General features: G+C 35.5%; 20 protein-coding genes. 14 read left to right on the forward strand and 6 right to left on the reverse strand.

All coding sequences use genetic code 11. The features are described from left to right. Window positions 1-34: 34 nt before the first annotated feature. The gene (locus J5U23_RS15645; RefSeq protein ID WP_218266892.1) at window positions 35-181 is read right to left on the reverse strand and encodes a hypothetical protein; all 147 of its coding nucleotides are present in this window, start codon (window positions 179-181) and stop codon (window positions 35-37) included. Between J5U23_RS15645 and J5U23_RS15615 the strand changes: the two genes are divergently transcribed. Beyond that, the gene (locus J5U23_RS15615) at window positions 123-323 is read left to right on the forward strand and encodes a hypothetical protein (RefSeq protein WP_240781186.1); all 201 of its coding nucleotides are present in this window, start codon (window positions 123-125) and stop codon (window positions 321-323) included. The two genes, J5U23_RS15645 and J5U23_RS15615, sit on opposite strands and share 59 nt — an antisense overlap. Here the strand turns inward: J5U23_RS15615 and J5U23_RS02840 are convergent. The 3 genes from J5U23_RS02840 to J5U23_RS02850 all read right to left on the reverse strand — a co-directional run bounded on the left by J5U23_RS02840 (window position 255) and on the right by J5U23_RS02850 (window position 3942). After that, window positions 255-857 (reverse strand): DUF1404 domain-containing protein, encoded by a 603-nt coding sequence (locus J5U23_RS02840; RefSeq protein ID WP_218266893.1) that lies wholly within the window; start codon window positions 855-857, stop codon window positions 255-257. The two genes, J5U23_RS15615 and J5U23_RS02840, sit on opposite strands and share 69 nt — an antisense overlap. A gap of 9 nt (window positions 858-866) precedes the next feature. Continuing rightward, window positions 867-3236, reverse strand: a complete 2370-nt coding sequence (locus tag J5U23_RS02845) for a cbb3-type cytochrome c oxidase subunit I (RefSeq protein WP_218267482.1) — start codon at window positions 3234-3236, stop codon at window positions 867-869. A gap of 112 nt (window positions 3237-3348) precedes the next feature. After that, window positions 3349-3942 carry a sulfocyanin gene (locus tag J5U23_RS02850; protein ID WP_218266894.1) on the reverse strand — a complete coding sequence of 198 codons (594 nt, stop codon included), beginning with the start codon at window positions 3940-3942 and terminating at the stop codon, window positions 3349-3351. Window positions 3943-4082: 140 nt separating this feature from the next. Here J5U23_RS02850 and J5U23_RS02855 point away from each other — a divergent pair, with 140 nt between their 5' ends. The 6 genes from J5U23_RS02855 (at window position 4083) to J5U23_RS02880 (ending at window position 8663) form a co-directional block, all read left to right on the forward strand. After that, complete coding sequence (locus J5U23_RS02855; protein WP_218266895.1) at window positions 4083-4838, forward strand: Rieske 2Fe-2S domain-containing protein; 756 nt, start codon at window positions 4083-4085, stop codon at window positions 4836-4838. A gap of 1 nt (window position 4839) precedes the next feature. Beyond that, entirely contained in the window at window positions 4840-6372 is a 1533-nt protein-coding gene (locus J5U23_RS02860) for a cytochrome b (protein ID WP_218266896.1), read from the forward strand. After that, window positions 6350-6790 (forward strand): cytochrome c oxidase subunit II, encoded by a 441-nt coding sequence (locus J5U23_RS02865; protein ID WP_218266897.1) that lies wholly within the window; start codon window positions 6350-6352, stop codon window positions 6788-6790. The genes J5U23_RS02860 and J5U23_RS02865 overlap by 23 nt, the downstream gene beginning before the upstream one ends. Before the next feature lies 1 nt (window position 6791). After that, window positions 6792-7238 (forward strand): quinol oxidase subunit 2, encoded by a 447-nt coding sequence (locus J5U23_RS02870; RefSeq protein WP_218266898.1) that lies wholly within the window; start codon window positions 6792-6794, stop codon window positions 7236-7238. A 196-nt stretch (window positions 7239-7434) separates the two neighbouring features. Further along, window positions 7435-7875 carry a hypothetical protein gene (locus J5U23_RS02875; RefSeq protein WP_218266899.1) on the forward strand — a complete coding sequence of 147 codons (441 nt, stop codon included), beginning with the start codon at window positions 7435-7437 and terminating at the stop codon, window positions 7873-7875. 29 nt (window positions 7876-7904) lie between these two features. Continuing rightward, entirely contained in the window at window positions 7905-8663 is a 759-nt protein-coding gene (locus tag J5U23_RS02880) for a hypothetical protein (protein WP_218266900.1), read from the forward strand. Window positions 8664-8753: 90 nt separating this feature from the next. Here the strand turns inward: J5U23_RS02880 and J5U23_RS02885 are convergent, their stop codons facing one another. Beyond that, complete coding sequence (locus J5U23_RS02885) at window positions 8754-10532, reverse strand: cation:proton antiporter (protein WP_218266901.1); 1779 nt, start codon at window positions 10530-10532, stop codon at window positions 8754-8756. A 65-nt stretch (window positions 10533-10597) separates the two neighbouring features. On the opposite strand from J5U23_RS02885, the gene J5U23_RS02890 reads away from it, so the two are divergent. Beyond that, the gene (locus J5U23_RS02890) at window positions 10598-10804 is read left to right on the forward strand and encodes a hypothetical protein (protein WP_218259376.1); all 207 of its coding nucleotides are present in this window, start codon (window positions 10598-10600) and stop codon (window positions 10802-10804) included. A gap of 59 nt (window positions 10805-10863) precedes the next feature. Here J5U23_RS02890 and J5U23_RS02895 read toward each other — a convergent pair whose 3' ends face one another. Beyond that, window positions 10864-11637: a DUF929 domain-containing protein gene (locus J5U23_RS02895; protein ID WP_218266902.1), complete on the reverse strand. Its 774-nt coding sequence runs from the start codon at window positions 11635-11637 to the stop codon at window positions 10864-10866. An 87-nt stretch (window positions 11638-11724) separates the two neighbouring features. Here J5U23_RS02895 and J5U23_RS02900 point away from each other — a divergent pair, with 87 nt between their 5' ends. The 6 genes from J5U23_RS02900 to J5U23_RS02925 all read left to right on the forward strand — a co-directional run bounded on the left by J5U23_RS02900 (window position 11725) and on the right by J5U23_RS02925 (window position 18737). Beyond that, window positions 11725-12306, forward strand: a complete 582-nt coding sequence (locus J5U23_RS02900; RefSeq protein ID WP_218266903.1) for a class I SAM-dependent methyltransferase — start codon at window positions 11725-11727, stop codon at window positions 12304-12306. 500 nt (window positions 12307-12806) lie between these two features. Beyond that, the gene (locus J5U23_RS02905; RefSeq protein ID WP_218266904.1) at window positions 12807-14864 is read left to right on the forward strand and encodes an ABC transporter substrate-binding protein; all 2058 of its coding nucleotides are present in this window, start codon (window positions 12807-12809) and stop codon (window positions 14862-14864) included. A 26-nt stretch (window positions 14865-14890) separates the two neighbouring features. Then, window positions 14891-15952, forward strand: coding sequence for an ABC transporter permease (locus tag J5U23_RS02910; protein WP_218266905.1), 1062 nt, complete (start codon window positions 14891-14893; stop codon window positions 15950-15952). Next, window positions 15949-16812, forward strand: coding sequence for an ABC transporter permease (locus J5U23_RS02915; RefSeq protein WP_218266906.1), 864 nt, complete (start codon window positions 15949-15951; stop codon window positions 16810-16812). The genes J5U23_RS02910 and J5U23_RS02915 overlap by 4 nt, the downstream gene beginning before the upstream one ends. Next, the gene (locus tag J5U23_RS02920; RefSeq protein WP_218266907.1) at window positions 16805-17824 is read left to right on the forward strand and encodes an ABC transporter ATP-binding protein; all 1020 of its coding nucleotides are present in this window, start codon (window positions 16805-16807) and stop codon (window positions 17822-17824) included. The genes J5U23_RS02915 and J5U23_RS02920 overlap by 8 nt, the downstream gene beginning before the upstream one ends. Continuing rightward, complete coding sequence (locus tag J5U23_RS02925) at window positions 17799-18737, forward strand: ABC transporter ATP-binding protein (protein WP_218266908.1); 939 nt, start codon at window positions 17799-17801, stop codon at window positions 18735-18737. The genes J5U23_RS02920 and J5U23_RS02925 overlap by 26 nt, the downstream gene beginning before the upstream one ends. The last annotated feature ends 30 nt before the right edge of the window (window positions 18738-18767 follow it).

Consider the following 18767-nt stretch of genomic DNA (forward strand, 5'->3'; position numbering starts at 1 on the left):
ATACATATAGTCTTTTTAAGTAAAAATTAAAATATTATCTTATGAAAACCCTTTTAGTACCGCTAACAACTTTTATGATGCTTGACGTTATAACTACAGCACTGGGATTATCTAGGGGACTTATGGAAAGTAATCCAATAATAAACGCGTTATATTCATCACTACCATTTCCGATTTTCATTGTGGTATTCCTTCTAATAAAGGTTAGTGTTTTAGGTTTAATATACGTTCTTTATAAATATGCTAAACTCGATTTAGTGCTCATTCTTGGGATAGGTATTTCTCTGATAGTCTTCATTAACAACATCCTTCTCATCTCTTAATAAATTATTTATGTAGGTTAACAATATATACACTGCAATTAGGTTCATCATTAGGAACATTATTATACCTACATACTCTAGTTCTTGAGGAGTATATACAGCAGTATAAAGCGATGGACTTATCATTAATATTAATGAAAGTATACTATCTCCTATCATCCATAGGGCTAAAAGAAGAACCTTAAAGTTTCTGCTAAGTTCCTTTAGAGAAGAACCTATCATTAGACCTCCAATTAATAAGGATATCTCCTCAATCACTCGTATGGATAAGATTTCAGTTCCTAAATTAAAGAAATATGGATAATGCCATAGGAAAGCTGTCGAAGCCCCAACTGTAACAGCTATACTTTTATCCACAATTTTCCTCCTTATGATAAAATATGAAAGAAGAATACCAGCCCCAAAAAGTGAATAATGAGCTAACATATAGGGTATCGGATTAACAAACATGTACTCCTCTGTAAATGGATTAACAGAAACCACGATAAGAAAGGTACAGAAAATAAGAACTGCTATAAAAAAATAATTATTCACTTTTTCACCTTATACGAAGAGATGAAGGTAGAACGTACTGAATACTACGACCCATATGGCATCTACAAAGTGCCAATAGTACGTTGCCGCGACTGAACCACCATAGGGTGTCACTCCCTTATAAGCCCTTAATAGCACAAATGCCCATACTACCAATCCCATGATTACGTGGAATCCGTGTAAACTTACTGTGCTAAAGAAAAACGCTGTAAACGCTGATTGTTGTGGGGTAAAGTGTATTACATGCGTAAACTCGTAAACTTGTCCCATTAAGAACGTGAATCCCATTACCGCAGTTAGTATCCCTAGAGCCTTAAACATCTTCATATTTCCTTTCTTAAATTCTTCATATGCTAAATGTGCTGGTATGGAACTTGAAAGCAGTATAACTGTCATTATTACTGGCAACGGGAAGTACTCAACTCTTAATGGCGGTACATTTGCGTATGCTATCGGATTAGTAATTGGACTCGCCACAAACATATATCCTCCTATAAAGGATCCGAATAGGCATATCTCAGCTAATATAAACCATAATACTGCAGACCTAGCATCCCTCATTATGATAGTTCCTAATGATGGTGTTAAAGCGATTCCATTATTTACACTACCAGCGGATACTGGTGAACCTCCGTCAAGTTGCATTGATGGAGGTATTTGTTTAAACCATTGATCATATGCCCAATATATTCCAGTGCTCATAAATATTAGTACTAATAGTATACCAATTGGTATTAAGTTGATGAACATAAACATGAAACCCAAAGGTATAAACGATAGCATAATTCCCAGAATACTATAGTAGGGGAAACTAATCCCGTGATATTCCTCATCAAAACTACCATCTAATGACTTACCAAAACTTAATGGTAATTTTACTGGTTTAATGTAGAAATCTGGTAAACCTATCTGTACGGCGTTCCAAGGATCTATTGTCTCTACAACCTTACCCTTTATCCATGAGTATAACAAATCCCCAAATGCCATTATTAACCCTATCCCCATTAACACTCCTCCAACATCAATCATTTGCTGAAATGGAATGTATATTGGTGATGGAACTGCAGCGTATCTTCTAGGCATTCCTAGGACCCCATCAATAACCATGCCAGTAGCTATTAGGAATGCACCAGCTACTATCATTATAGTTCCGCTTTTCACTATATCCTCGTGGTACCACTTACCAGTAAAGTAAGGGAAATAATAAATCAAACCAGCTAATAACGCAAATAGTATTGCAAATACCATATAATGGAAATGTCCTACTACTAAATAGGTACCATTAAATGCATAATCTAGTGGTACTAATGGAAAGAACACTCCAGTGATTCCTCCAACCAAAAATATGGCTATAAATGATATTACTAAAATTGCGGGTGCCTTATATTTTATCTCTCCACCATATAAAGTCGCAGTCCAGTTGAATACCTTTACTCCAGAAGGCACTGCAATTGCCATTGTTGTTGCAGATGACACTATTTGTGCTACTGTATTATCAATAGCTGTGAACATGTGGTGCATCCATACTCCTAGTACGCTTAGAAATGCTATGGCCATTGACGATAGTGCCAATGCTTTGTAACCGTAAATTTGCCTACCGACCATTCTAGGCAAGATCTCACCAACTAGCCCCATTGCAGGTAACATTAATATGTACACCTCGGGATGTCCAAAGAACCAGAACAAGTTTTGCCATAATACTGGACTTCCACCTAAAGCCTGATCAAAGAACGGTAAATTCCACAATCTTTCCAGATAGGCGAAAACTAATCCTGCAGTTAATGGAGGCATTGCGACCACTAATAATATCGCAGTGGCGAAGAATGACCACGTAAATAAGGACATCTTAAAGTACGGTATTTTCTTCAGTTTTATAATAGTCATAAGGAAATTAACTCCTGTTAGCGTTGATGAAATACCTGATAATATAAGGGCAATCTCGACTAACGTTACACCTAACCCATAATTCACTGATGTCTCAACAGAAAGAGGAGCGTACATATACCAACCTGTATTGACAGGCCCGAACCAAGGGGCTATGAGCGCTAAGAAAACTGCGGGAACTAAAATCCAAAAGGATAGCGCATTAATTCTAGGCCAGTATAAATCATGAGCGCCAATCATCCTAGGTATTAGGTAATTTGCGAATCCCACTGAAATGGGCATTACCATGAAGAATATCATGAAGATACCATGTAGTGATACAGCGTTATAATAATCTACAGCACTTAAGGTTTGATAAGTTAGTTGATATCTGATAAGTGCTGCGTTTACCGCACCTGCTAATAGTGCAATTATACCCAGTGTTATATACATTTGTCCAATATCACTTGCACTTGTTGTGTATAATGCTACTTTTAAAACTCTTTTTATGTTCATCATAATAAGTGTTAAAATTTTATTTTTTAAATCTTTCTATTAAAAGCCAACTAACCTAATCAATATAGAGTTACTTAGATTATTAAATAAAAAACATATGTTTCTTATCTACCTAACTTGTTGTAGCATAAGGAGTAGTCACGTTTGATGAAACAATAACTACCGCCCACATTCCACTTTCAGCGTGTCCTAAGATACCACAAACCAACATGTACATGCCGGCATTTAATGGTCCCCACAATCCACTAACCTTTTGCCCACTTGAAATTCCGGCAGTTTCGTAATTGCTGATAGTGGCGCCAACGATATATAATATTTTGCCGAACTGCTCAACATCCGCGTTGTTAGGTGTTGCGGTAGTGTTTTGTAAAAGTGCCAGGTTATGAGGTAGAGATTGTTCGTTTATATAATTCACGTAAACTGACCATCCTGCAGGGATATAAATTTTCAGTTGTCCATTGCTAGTACCATTAAAATTGAAAGTTGGTCCACTCGTTAAAACGGCAATTGTTAAAAATACTGTTTTATTTGTAGAGTCATATTTTAGTGGAATTTGGCTTGAAGTTGAAGTGGAGGTACTAGTAGCTGTAGGAGTAGGCGCTGAGAGTATTTGATATTCATAATAGGCATACACTGAAACTCCTACTGCTATTATTGCAACTAGGATTCCAACGATTACGGGCAGAATAGAGGACTGTGCTTTCATATGCTAAATTCTTGTAACTAAGATTTATAAATTTATTACCTTATGTAGAGTATCATAATCATATTCTATATTAAAGAATGTAAACATAAGTTAATAATGTTATATGATAAAACTTAAATACCTTATTAAGGTATATTAGAGTGATGAACAGAAGGACATTCTTGAGACTATATTTAATAGTAGGAGCTGCAGTTGCAATAGCCCCTTTAATAAAGCCATTAGCGGATTACGTAGGATACTTCTACAATGAATTAGGTACCATGTCAAAGCAATACTTAGTGGCAAATAATACTGATGGATTAGCTGGATTTCCAAAATATAAGATAGCTAATATTAAAGATATACAGCAACAGTTAAGTTCTGGATGTCCAGTCTACTTCTTCGCTTATCCATTAACCAATGAACCTTGTTTCCTAGTTGACTTGCAAGTGCTTTTAGGTCAATCAGTTCCAGAAATACCAAATCCATACTATGGGCAATATGCGGGTCCACTAGGGCAAATAAAGACCATAAATGGTGTAGGTCCAAATAACTCCATTTACGCGTTCTCTGATGTTTGTGTGCATCTGGGTTGCCAACTCCCTGCACAAGTTCTAGTAACTTCTGAAAATAATCCAGGTTTGGATATTCAAAATTCAGTCCTTCATTGCCCATGCCACGGTTCCTTGTACTTGCTAGCCAAGGGTGGTGTAGTTATTGGGGGACCAGCTCCAAGGCCTCTCCCTATAATACTATTAGAATATGATCAGAGTTCTGGTGACATATACGCAGTAGGCACTAATGCTCCTTATTTTAGTGCATCAATACCCAGAACTACCCCATCTGATAACTTGCTTTACGATCCTAGATATGACTATAGCGTACCCTCTAATCCGTCTTGCAGCAAGGGTGGTTAGCATGGTAGATGAGCAAAAGGCTGGTTTATTCGATAGATTTATGAAATGGTTAGATGATAGGTTAGGAATTTATGGGCATACTTTAAGACCTGCGCCTAGATATGCTTACTCGATAGATTATTGGCTGGGAGGGCTGGTATTATCAGCGTTCATACTCGAAGTAATAACTGGTGCTTTAGTTGCACTTTACTATACGCCAAGCGATCCATACACGTCAACCACTTATTTAATAAGTAAAGTACCTTACGGTGCCTTATTATTTAGTCTTCATAGCTGGGGAGCTTACGCCATGGTCTTCTTATTGTTAGTTCACATGACCAGAAACTTCTTTGTAGGAGCTTATAGACAACCAAGAGAAATAATGTGGGTGGTTGGAGCTGGATTAGCTGGCTTAACATTAACTGAGGCTTATTTAGGATATTCACTACCTTACAACTTGATTTCATGGGTTGCAACAACTACTGGGCTGAACTTATTCTCATACATGCCACTTAACTTAGGTTATCTAATTTCGCTATTTACTGTAGTAAATCCCGATCAACCCGGTATAATGTCTGGTGTGGATCCTCTAGTGCAAAGATTCTTCGTGTTTCACTGGATAGTAGGTGGATTAATACTAGCGCTTATAGGACTACATCTTTACATATTTGAAAAACATGGCATAACTCCACCAGTATCTCAAGTTAAGCCCGGCTACCCCGAGCTGATAGACGAATACCAGGATAAGATAAGGTCTGATCCCAAATGGGAACTTCAACCATTAATGAGGTCTATAGGGATGGTGATAATGATATTCCTACTAACCTTTGGTGCGATATTTCTGATAGCCGGAGCGATACCATTTAACATTGCTATTACCGGTGGTACTCCTAAATATATAATGCCTGCATTTAACCCAGTGGAAGCTGCGCAAACTCCACCAGTCCCTGATTGGTACTTCCTATTCATTTACTTCTTCTACAAGGCAGTAAGTCCAACTAATGCCTCTCTAATATTCCTAGGCTGGGTTATAGTTACTGTGCTATTTCCATTTATTGAGGAATACATATTTAGGCATAAGGCTCCACACCCAGCATTAAGGCCAGCGTCTATTGCAATAGGTAGTGGTTTTATTGTGAGCTTTATAGTTAATAGTGTTTGGGCGGCTTTAACACCTGGAAGAGATATTGGACCGATAGGAGCTGAGGTTGACGGTATTATTTTCCTAGTTTGTTTTGCAGTGATTTGGCCATTATTAAGATATGTTGCTCAACCTAGAGTGTTGGCTAGGTGGCAGAGTTCTCCATTAACTGATGGAGGTATAGTAATTGAGTATAAGGAGAGGAGGATATTAAGTGGGCTAGCAGTACTGTTAATAAATACCTCGATACTAGGTGGGCTAATATACTCTCTATATGAGGTGTCAGTACTCTCAAATAATCCAATAATTAACCAATTTTTAATAGGTCAATTTTTAGGTGTTTCTTTAGTTTTGTTTTCAATCTCGATTTTCATAAATATGGTGATGGGGATTGGAAAAAGCCAGAATATTTGAATTATCAACCATAGTGTTTGCAATTGTAATTTTAACAGTCCTAGGTGTTTTTTCAGATATCTATCTAAATTCAATTAATACTGGAGCTTATCTATCAACTACTCAAAGACAAGATGCTATTCCAATTAAAGTAATAGGTATGCAATATGCCTGGGAGTTCGTATATCCTAATGGTACTACTACAACCGATGAATTGGTATTAAAGGCTAATCAGACCTACTTACTCGAAATCACTTCTAAGGATGTAATTCACGCATTTTATATACCACAATTAGGGTTTAAGTTTGAAGCAATACCGGGATATGTATATGATTTCTATATAGTAGTCAATAAGCCTGGAGTGTATGATATATGGTGTGCGGAATTTTGCGGTCCCGGGCATTACTTAATGAAAGGAACCTTGATAGTGGTGGGCTAATATGAGTTCTAATAAGACACTTACTCCTAAAGATTATGCGCTGTGGATTGTTACGATATTGGCATTCTTCTTTTTCTTTTTATGGATAGGAGATTTCGGAAATTTATCGTATCTTACACAAAGTCCAATAACAACATATGTGCAAACATTATGGAGTGTAACTTATATAGCGGCCGGTGGTGTTTTTGCAGTTTTCATGGGGAGTATAGTGTTCTTATCAGTTAAATTTAGAGCTACATCGGGAGTTCAAACTACTAGAAGGGCAGTAAACACAATAAACTATTACTACGTTGCATTAATTTTGGATTTATTATTTGCAATTATAGTAACATATGAAATGTTTATCATGTCAACCTATCAATTTATAACTGGTGTACTAGCTTCAGCTGATTTGTTACTTTTCGCGTCAATTATCTACCTTGTTTATAAATTGTATTATCAAGAATAAACTAAAGTTAATCACTTTTTTATTTCTATTTAATATAATTATTTTAATAAATATGAATTATCAAGTTAGATCCACTCCATTTATGTTCTCTCAAAATCGATAAACATTAATAATTAAGGAAGTTATACTAATTTTTATGATTAAGGAGAAAAGTTTATTAAATAGCTTTTAGATAGTATAGTATTAGGAGAGAGTAATGAAAAAAGGTAAAATTATAGTACCAATAACAATAATAGCAGTGATAGTGTTATTAGTGTTCTCATCTGGTGTTCTCACTGGACGGAATCCCTTCATATCAACTAGTGCAGTAAGTAAGGCTCTAGGTGGAAGTTGGAGCGTCCAGAATTATTACACTGGGAATAATACAATGACCGAAATTTTAATAGATTCTCAAGGAGATGTATTGGTTATCACCCAATACTCCTTCCCATCATCTTCTCTAGCACAGAACTTCTTTTACGCTAACTCTCTAGGAAATATTGAACAATATGGGAGCAATATAATATCATATTACTCTCACGGACTTTCGGAATCTCTTTATATCCTTAATGGAGGTAAGGTATATTATATCAGCTATGTAGCAACTGCCTCTACTTCAATGCCATCCATAAGTCAATTGTTGAGTTTGATAAAATAATTTTAATCCCTTCTCACTTATTTTTATTTATGAAGTTATATTTTCTTTCAATAATCCCAATAGTCATGAGCCTAGTATTAACTTATATGTTCCCATTTAATGAACTAATCCCAATAGTTACTTTCTGGACATTTTTAACATATCTACTCTTTAATACAATATTAAGAGGAGAACTTCAAGTTATGAGATTATATAAAAGGAAAGGTACAAAATGGGGGATTTTCTTCTCTTATCTAATAACTCATTACATAGTTTATAGTATAGCTATAGTCGAGTTGCTAACTTATATTTACAAACCCACACTGTCCTATCCTCAAACAGCCTTTGTCTCCCTATTTAGTACTCCCTTTGGCAGTTCACCTAGTTTAACCAACTTAGGTTTATCATTGATTTTTAACCCAACCATAACCGCCTTCATACCGCCTAACATAGTTATTGACCTTTCTCTATATAGTATATCAATGGGTCTCTATATAGCTATTTTAGTAACATCTAGTTTAGTTACACTTATCTCTTTAAATAAAAAATTAGGGTACCTTGCCTTCATTCCACTAATTGGTATTATAGCTGGAGCATCTTGTTGTGTGTCAATACCAGTCTTGCTAGCTGAGTCTATAGAAGTAAGCAATCTGGTATTCTTAACAACATCGGCATGGCAAGCGGTGTTTATAGCTTACGTATCCCTTCCAATTATAACAGTAATATTCCTAAAACATCTATCAAGCTCACTCCATAAACTCAATGGCGGTTTAAAGCAATTTAATATTTCAGGGAGAATAACTAAATAATAAGAAAGTTATAGTGTGAGATTACTTGATAGTAATTAATCATTAATCTATTATGATTGCACTAATATCATGAAAATTTCCTATGTCAGATTAACTATGTATTATTCTTGATATTTCCTTGGGCCTCCTCTTTTTTCTCATTCTTTTGATAACTTTCACACTAAGCTTTACTAATTTCTCTCCATTTTTATTACTTATACGCGTAAAGGTTATGGGAGGAACCCTATATCTATATATGAAGTATAAGCTTACTAGGAGAGGGATGAACATAAGTCTTATGGGGAAGTTGTATAGTAGAGGAATTATTTCGAAAGTAATATAGACAATGGTAAGTATTACACTATAGAAGGTTGAAGAGAATGAAGTTAGTCCAAACCAGAACTCCCTAAATAGTCTGCTCCTTATCTTGGCTATTTTAACTAAAATTTGATTATTGATTGTAGAATATAATCGTGAGCCCTCTGATAGAAACAAATATAGAAGGAAAAGAGCAATGGCTATTTCTCCTGCGTAAAGCACATATTGTAGAATTAAATTATTTATGGGATCTATTATACTCGTTACTAGACTGTTTATGATAGGAAATAGTACATAAGGTAGAATTAAATATAGAAACATCTTCACAAATCCCCTAAACACCACTGATCTCAATATTGGTGAGAGACTTGAGTTAAGCGTCTTGTTAAGCCATACTATTGTGGAATCAAGCTGTCTTAAAAAGTATGAACGGGAATAAACTAGACCAACAACTCTTTGAAGAACGTTTACTCTTACAGCTAAAATTGATGCAATGATTGAGGACACTAATACTACTACTACCGAGATGTAGTAGACTATGGCAATATCCACACCTTGTTGTATAGCTTGTAACGATACTATTATTCCGAATTCGCTTAATGGCAACATGTATAGACCATTAGTAAACGCCTTAACGAAAGTAGTCCCTGTAACCCAAGATGCCGTACTGAATGAAAAATACTTTATTACAAGAATTATGAAGGATATTAGAATAAACGTAGTTATGGCCGTAGTAATTTTCAAATAACTCCCCACTGAAAGGAAAAAGAAAATCAAAGCAAATTCCCTTATGGGTGCAGTATATTTTATTATCTTCTCACTACCACTAACTGATGAAAAAGCTATACCAGCTAGGATCATGGTTAAGGTAGTTGGAACTTGAGTAACTTGTGAAATGTACTCGAATACAAATACTAGAACGATTGGCAATAATATCAAAATGCTCTCATCTTCCAAACTAGTGAGTTTAAATATCGATAATCCGGTTAGAAAATACTTCGCAAACGCGTAAATAATTAGGGAAGCTATGAAAACTTCTAGGACTACAAAAAATGTTCTGAAAAAGTTAAAGGAACCGTTAATGGCTATTGCAATAGAATATAAGAAGAAAACTTCAACATCCTCTACTGAGGCAACTGCTATTAACAAATCCCTATCATTCTTGGCAAGTTTATTTCCAGCTATCTTGTATAGAATGGAAGTACTAGTATCTATTGAGGCCATTACGAGAAATAGTGAACCAAAGGGATCTAGATGGAGTAAATAAAGGCCAATGAAATAAGAGATTAGCAAGATGAGTATTAACTCGGTTAATGCAATTCCTATAGCCCTTCTAAATAGCTCCTTAGCTCTTGAAATATCGAAGGACGTACCGATCTCAAATGCCAATAAGTTTAAGGCTAGAAAGTTCAGTATTTCAAAATACGAGGAGTTAAAATCAAAATGAAAATAATTGAAAGCAATTAGCCCACCTAAAAGGTAAGCAATAACTGGTGAGACCTTTAACCTAGTTAAGATGAATGCAAATAGTAAGGTAAAAAGTAACATTAAGCTCAATAATCCATAATCCATCAAACAACAAACTCCTTAGGAGAAATTAAAAGTTTATTTACTACCGAGAGAATATTATATATTTGATGAATCTTGTTGACTTGAAGAAAATATATTCTCAAATTTTATCTCTTTCAGAGGAATGTAAAAGATGTATAGACTGTGAAGCTTGTGATAGAGTGGAGGAATTAATAGATTACGTAGTTGAAAACATAGATAAAATGTCAATCGAAGAGCAAACAGAGACCAGAAGAATATTAAATAGTATACTTGCACTTAGAAAAGAAATTTAAGGGAAAAACTGGTAATCAACTAAAAATAATTTTTCTAATTAAATATAAAAAGTTCTTTTTTAAATTGTTGGGCATTCTCCAGCCAATGGTCCCGCAGCTTCTAGTATGGTATTTTGTATCATTTGAGATGCTTGAATGATTTGTGGAAACTGATCTAAATTATTGAGAACGTAACTCGGCGTATATCCTTCAAGAACTGTGGGGTTAACTATTGGTGTAGTCACAATGTAAGTACCATTTGGACCAGAGATTAATATTGCAAAATTCAAGTGTGATGGTTTACCATAAAACGCTGAAGGCTCTCCATACTGCTGTATTGGTACTTGCGTTTCGTACTGGATAATGTACTGAGCTACTTGAGATGGTAGACCCATTTGCGTATATTCCTCTTTAATTATCTGTTCACCAACCGGAACTAATTCGTTTTGAGGTATTGGCGTTCCATTATATGAGGCATTTAAATATTCATTATAAACATATGCTATATAAAAATCTACTATAGAATTACTCGTAAAATTAGTGAATAACAACCCTGGAATATTAGCTGGGGTACGGTATGGGTCAGAGTACCATAGTTTATAGCTTAAATTACCATAATGTTGCAAAACATCATATATTGCCCAAGATGCCGCAGCACCTACCGGACAGCCATACCAAGATTGCTCCACTATTATCACCTTACCCTTTGGGGCTAAGTCAACATTACTTATCTTAATGAACTTCCCAGCAGGAATTGGTTGAGCAGACACTACAAAATGAGTAGCATATACAATAACCCCAGTTATTATTACAATAATTCCTATTATTGCTGTAATTAAGTTTCTTCTATTCATTAATGATAATACTAACGCATGTCTAAAAAATTTTTTCCTAAATCATTAGTAGTCATCTTTATTTTATACCCGGAAAGAAGTTATCCAATGAGCATGTTTAACAATACCCATCCAGAATTCATGAGAATTGGAATTACAATAGAAAATGTTGACACTAGATATAAGCCATTAATGAGAATGGGGATATCCATTGACGAGATGATTTACCTTGCAAGGAGATTGTATCCATTAATAAGAGATGGAAAAAGGATTTTAGATTTAGCCTGTGGAAATGGTCTAATTACAGTGATCTTATCAAGGTTGATGAGTGATGCAGAATTTCACGCAGTCGATGATTGGAAAAAGGTCTCTAGAAATGATTTAATTAGAAATATTGAGATTGATAAAGCTAGGATAACGTTAGGAGAGTTTAAAGATCAACTCACTTTATCATATCAAGATACTTATTTTGACTCTGTATATAGTGTAATGTTTCTATCAAATATTGGTAAAGACGGTAGAGTTAAGATAAGTGATGAGGTTTATAGAGTGTTAAAAGAGAAAGGAAAGTTTGTAGTTATCGATACTTTAGTATTTAAAGGCAAAATAAAGAAGGATTTGGAACATAAGTTCAAATTAGATTGGTATGGAGAGGAGAACGGATTTTCGTTCTTTGTTTGGAGCAAATGACGACTAGGTTTGAATTCTTCTGATAAAGGTGTGGTAAGCCACTACCATCGAACTAAATATTGTGATGACACTCGTCAATAATAGGAGTAGTTATATTAGAAATGGATATCCTTATAATACCTAATTTAGTACTGCTGTTTTTTCCCTCAAACAAGATAGCATAACGGTAAAATATTTTAAATTTAATCCTTTATTATCAATCTACTCGGCAATTCTATCCATTTAACTTCATTGAATATTGTGTTAAGAAGTTTGTTTAGCTTTTGGTACTACCTTAAAAGTAATTAAAGAGTTTTCATCTCTAATTGGGCTTTCTTATGTTTGTTATTATAGGAGTTTTACTCTTCTCTATATAAATTCATGATGAACATTTATGAAAGAACATAGAAAGTTTCCGACAATAGTATTTTAAATAATTTAATTAATGTCCTTTATAATTAAAAAGTTTTTTAAGAAGATCTAAATAAGGTTTTTTTATTACTTTTGGGGATACACCTCTTATGAGGTCTCATAAGATATTCACAGGCTTAAGTAGAACCTTAATTGCAATAATAGTTGTTGTAATTGTTGTAATTGGAATAGCTGTTGGAATATTATTAGCTAATCACCCATCTAGTAATAACATAAGCACTACTACAACTTCTTCTAGTATTCTCTCTACAACCACCTCATCATCAACATCTTCCTCAACATCTCCTCTCACTAGCGTTTCAACACCTTCTGGTATTACCGTGGAAGAAGCTGCAGCACCAGTAAGTGTGGATCCGGCAAGTAGTTATGATATAGCGGGTGGGGAAATTATTCAGAATGTTTATCAAACTTTAGTATTTTATAATGGGACTAATACATCTTCCTTTATTGGGGTTTTGGCAGAAAATTGGACTGTAGAGAACAATGGTACTACTTACATCTTCCATCTATGGCCCTTTATTACTTTCAGTAATGGTAATCCTCTTAACGCTACAGACGTATGGTTTTCAATATATAGGACGATGCTTATTAATTTAGGTATATCAATTTATACTAGTCAAGCTTTAGCTGTTAATAATGGTCTCGGTTTTGTAGGAAAACTACCTAACGGGAAATACGGTACAATAATGCTACCTAACGGTGTACTACAGGCATTAGAGTACGCTGGATATAATTTTTCATCGAATAAAACTATCGCTATGGAACAGGCTGCATATGATTTGGCATATATTTTATCCCATTTTAATGTAAGCAATGCCACAATTCAAAAGGTAATGTCATATCCTCATCAGGCAGTAGTAGTTATCGATCCATATACCGTAGAGTTTAATTTAGATTACCCATATTCAGCATTTCTAGCTGCACTTTCCACAAGTACTGGGGCTATAGTAGATCCAGTTTTTGTTGACGAAAATGGCGGAGTTCAAATTGACACTTCTAACACTTATCTTTCCACTCATGCTTTAGGCTCTGGACCATATGTTCTGGAAACTCCAATAGGAGGATCTTACGTAGTGCTAAATGCTAGTCCTAACTATTGGGCAAGTAAAGTCCCTACAAAAGATCTAAATCCGATGTTGGAGACACCTAAGATTAAGACGATAATTATAGATTATCAAACTAACGAGGCAGTAAGAATATTAGACTTACAGCAAGGGAAAGCGCAAATTTCTCAGATTGACGTGATAAACTTACAAGAGCTAATAGGTAGCTCTGCTGCGCAACAACTTCAGAATCTAATTAATGGAAAGACGTTTCCATCAACCTATACCAGTGGTAATGTGACAATTTATATTTGGGGGCCTTCTGCACAAATAGACTTCTTGGCAATAGATGCATATCAATACCCATTTAACATAACAGCAGTAAGATTAGCCATAGCACATGCAATAAATCCTGTACAAATTCAACAACAGGTCTATAAGGGCTTTGCAATAAACTATGTGGGACCTTTAGACCCGTCATTACCATACTATAACTCATCAATAATAGGCTACACGTACAATCCCTCCCTTTCAATACAACTACTAGAAGAGGCAGGATTCAAATTGACACTACCCAATGGGACTATAGTAAATCCAAATGGAAAACCTTTCCCAACAATTACCTTAACCTATCAAACTGGTAGTACAGCCCTACAAGATGAAGCATTACTGATTCAACAACAGCTAGCTCAAATAGGAATAACAGTTCAGCTAAATCCCGAATCCGCAGTAACAATAGTAGAATCGTATCTAAATCCGCCCAATTCATCAGCATATCCTGCCTTCCAATTAGCCGGTAACTTCCCTCCAGTGCTCAGCCCAATAGACCCAGTAATATACTTACTCTCTCAAGCTAGATTACACCACGGAAATCCGGCTTTCGTAGATAATAGTACAATTAATCAATTAATCGTAGAGGCTGTAAGAACCAGTAACCCCCAGCAATTACAGCATATATATAATGAAATAACTTTACTAACCTTAGCACAAGCGCAGTACGTATGGTTAGATGACTTTTTAGCCTATACGGTAGCATCGTCAAGTATTCATGGATTCTGGTATAGCCCCGGATTAGATGGTTTATTCTATGCTGACTTATACTGAAAGGATAGTGGGGTGTAAATTTTAACATGATTTTTTATAAATTCTTAATCAAGAGAGTTATTGAGGCTTTCTTAGTAATAATGGCTGAACTTATTATAGTTTTTTATTTAGCAAATATCGCAGCTCCTAATCCAGCATCAGTTTGGGCGGGCCCGGAAGCCTCACCAGAACAAATCCAAATTGTAACTGAGCTTTATCATTTAAATCAACCCTGGTATATCCAGCTTTACTATTATTTAGGCAATTTCTTTACTGGAAATTGGGGAATATCACCATTATATCAAACCCCAGTTATATCATTGATAGAGGAGTACTTACCGGTTACAATAGAACTAGCAATTATCGCCTTAATCCTAAAGATAATTCTTGAAATATTACTAGGAATCTTATCTGCTTTGAGTCCTAATGGTCTATTAGATAATTCTATAAGAGTAGTATATACTATAACAAGAAGTGCACCCCCATTTATAGTAGCATTATTACTACTCCTTACCCTTTCCTATTACTTTCACGTATTCCCATCTTCATATTACTTGAATCCGATCCTAGCCTTACATGAGAGTAAGTTTTACATCCAAATAGGAGGGCATAAATATTATTTCTGGTTCATAGATAACATGCCAATTTTGAATTCATTACTTGTAGGTGATATTCCAGCTTTCGTATCTGCGTTAGATCATTCCATATTACCAGCCTTAGCCCTCACACTATTCGGCTTTGGAGGGATAGTTAGGCTCACCAGAAACTCAATGCTTGAAGTCTTAAATACGGACTATATAAAGACTGCTAGAGCTAAAGGTCTAAAAGAGAGAATAGTAATAACGAAACATGCGTTAAGGAATGCGTTATTACCCTCTATAACACTTATAAGTGTAATTTTTGCTGGTCTAATGCAGGGAAGCCTAGTAGTGGAGACCATCTTCAACTACTACGGAATTGGTTATTTAGTAGCTGAAAGCTTACTAAACTTAGATACACCAACGTTAATAGCAGCTACAGTTGTGATAACAATTGTAGTTGTAATATCGAATCTCGTCGCAGACATTTCCTATGCATTATTAGATCCTAGGATAAGGGAAGCGCTGTGAACCTAAAGGATATAACCAAAAATATGAACTTAACCGTAGGACTGATTATAATTCTCTCCTTCTTAGTCCTAACAATAATTTCTACAGCTGATTTGCACATACTAACACCATATAATCCGAATCAACTCAATTTCAGTCAAGCCAACTTACCTCCCTCTTCCAATCACATCTTCGGTACGGACCAAGAAGGTAGAGATGTTTTTACTAGATCTTTGGCGGCTTTACGTATAGACTTCTCAATACCTTTCCTAATCGTAGGTATCTCCATGGTCATAGGTACTATAATAGGGATTTTAAGCGGGTTCTTCGGTGGACTATTGGATGAGGCTCTAATGAGAATTACAGATATATTCTTAGCGTTCCCAGGGATATTATTGGCCTTGGCAATAAGTGAGATCCTAGGGAGTACCCATCTATCACTAAGACTTTATTTAAGTGCGTTGGCCTTGGCTATTGTAAATTGGCCGATTTACGCTAGGTTAGTAAGAGCACAAATCTTGCAAGTAAAGAACATGCCGTATATAACCTTAGCTAAGGTAGCCGGGCTAAATAATTTTCAGATAATAAAAAAGCATATAATTCCACACCTAGTCTCTCTATTATTAGTCTATACTACGTTGGATGTGGGTACAATAATATTAAATTACTCCATTTTAGCGTTCTTCGGATTAGGAGCTCCACCGCCCACTCCGGAACTAGGCAGAATGGTCTATGATGGCCTCTCAGCACTTCCACAAAACTGGTGGTCATCAATATTTCCCGCAATAATCATAACGCTAATGGCCTTAGGCTACTCATTAGCAGGAGATGGGTTAAGAGATATATTGGATCCAAGATTAGGTGAGAGGACAAATGTCTAATAAACTACTATCATTGGAGAATTTGTGGATAACTTACTACAAGGGGAATAAATCTGCATATGCAGTGAGAGGAGTGAGTTTAGAGGTCAATTACAATCAAGTCGTAGGCATTGTTGGTGAAAGCGGTTCTGGAAAATCAACCTTAGGCCACTCCATAATAGGTTTGCTGCCTAATAATGCGAGGGTTGAAAAAGGTAAAATCATTTTCGAAGAGATGGATCTAGCTAGGATAAACAAAAGTGATTTCTATAAATTCAGAGGCAAAAGGGGGATCTTTATGATATTTCAAGACCCCATGACAAGCTTAAATCCTACAATAAAAGTTAAGGAGCAATTGGTAGAAATAATAAAGAACAGGTCCAATGAAAATAGTGTAGATACCTTAAGCCACTGGTTTATCGGTAAAGTAAATAAAAGCGAGATAGTTAGAGATGAGAAGCAACTAATAGAATCCCTAAAGAAAGTTGGTTTTAGGAACCCTAATGAGATTCTAGATAAGTATCCGTACCAGCTTTCTGGAGGGGAAAGACAGAGAATAATGATAGCGATGGCTTATCTATTAAAACCTAAACTACTCATAGCTGATGAGCCTACTACAGCCTTAGATGTAATAACTCAAGCACAAGTATTGAAAATGCTATTAGAACTAAAGGAAGAATATAAAACGGCGATTATCTTTATAAGCCATGACATTACATTAGTGAGCCAAATCAGTGATAAGGTAATTGTTATGTATGGAGGAATTGTCATGGAGGAAGCTAGTTCCGAGGAAATACTTAAGAATCCCCTTAATCCATATACTAAGGGACTAGTTGCATCAATACCCAATTACTTCAAAGGGGAGGGTAAAATATCTTCAATACCAGGCTTTCCTCCAAATATATTTGAACTACCTCAAGGTTGTCCATTTAACCCGAGGTGTAATTTGGCAATGTCAGTTTGTAAATCTCAATTACCTAAATTGAAAAGCATAGGTGAGTCTCACAGTGTCGCATGCCACCTCTATAGTTGAAATAGAAAACCTAAGAGTCAGTTATAAGGTAAAAGAAGGGAAGAAGATTGCAATAGATAACGTAACATTGAGTATTAGTAAAGGAGAGACTCTGGCAGTATTAGGTGAGTCTGGAAGTGGAAAAACCACACTAGGATTAGCCATACTTAAATTAGTTAAAGTTGATAAGGGGAAGATTTACTTTAAGGGAAATGACATAACCAGCTTAAAGGAAAAGGAAATGAGGGAAATAAGGAAGCTAATGCAATTGGTACCCCAAGATCCTTACTCTAGCATGAACCCAAAATTGAGAATAAAGGATATAGTTGGGGAACCCTTACTGACTAATCCGGATAATGTAATAAATAAAATCCGCAATAGCCTAGAACAAGTAGGATTAGATCCATCAATTACGGAGAGATATCCACATGAGTTATCTGGAGGACAAAGACAAAGAGTACTAATAGCTAGGGCGTTAATTAGCAACCCAGAATTTATAGTATTAGATGAGCCAACGTCCAACTTAGATGTATCAATACAAGCACAAATCTTAAACCTATTACTAGATTTGCAAATACAGAAAAATCTAACTTATCTATTTATCACACACAACATATCCGTAGCTAAATATATGGCTGATAGAATAGCAATACTATATCACGGAAAACTAGTTGAAATAGGGAAAAGCAAAAGTGTGATTATGAAATCGCTCCACCCATACACCACAAAGCTTATTGAAGCAGTACCATCAAACGGATATAAAGCTAAAATAAGGGAATTCGAAATTTCAGAGGCAGATGATTCGAAGAACCAATCAAAAGGTTGTATTTACTTTTCCAGATGTCCATTTGCGAAAGACATATGTAAAGTAAAAGAGCCACAGTTAAGAACTATTGATAACGACCACATGGTAGCTTGTCATTTATACACTTGACTTAACAATCTCTGATATTATTACTAGGGG

This window comes from Saccharolobus shibatae B12 (genome assembly GCF_019175345.1).
GTDB classification, from domain to species: Archaea; Thermoproteota; Thermoprotei_A; order Sulfolobales; family Sulfolobaceae; genus Saccharolobus; species Saccharolobus shibatae.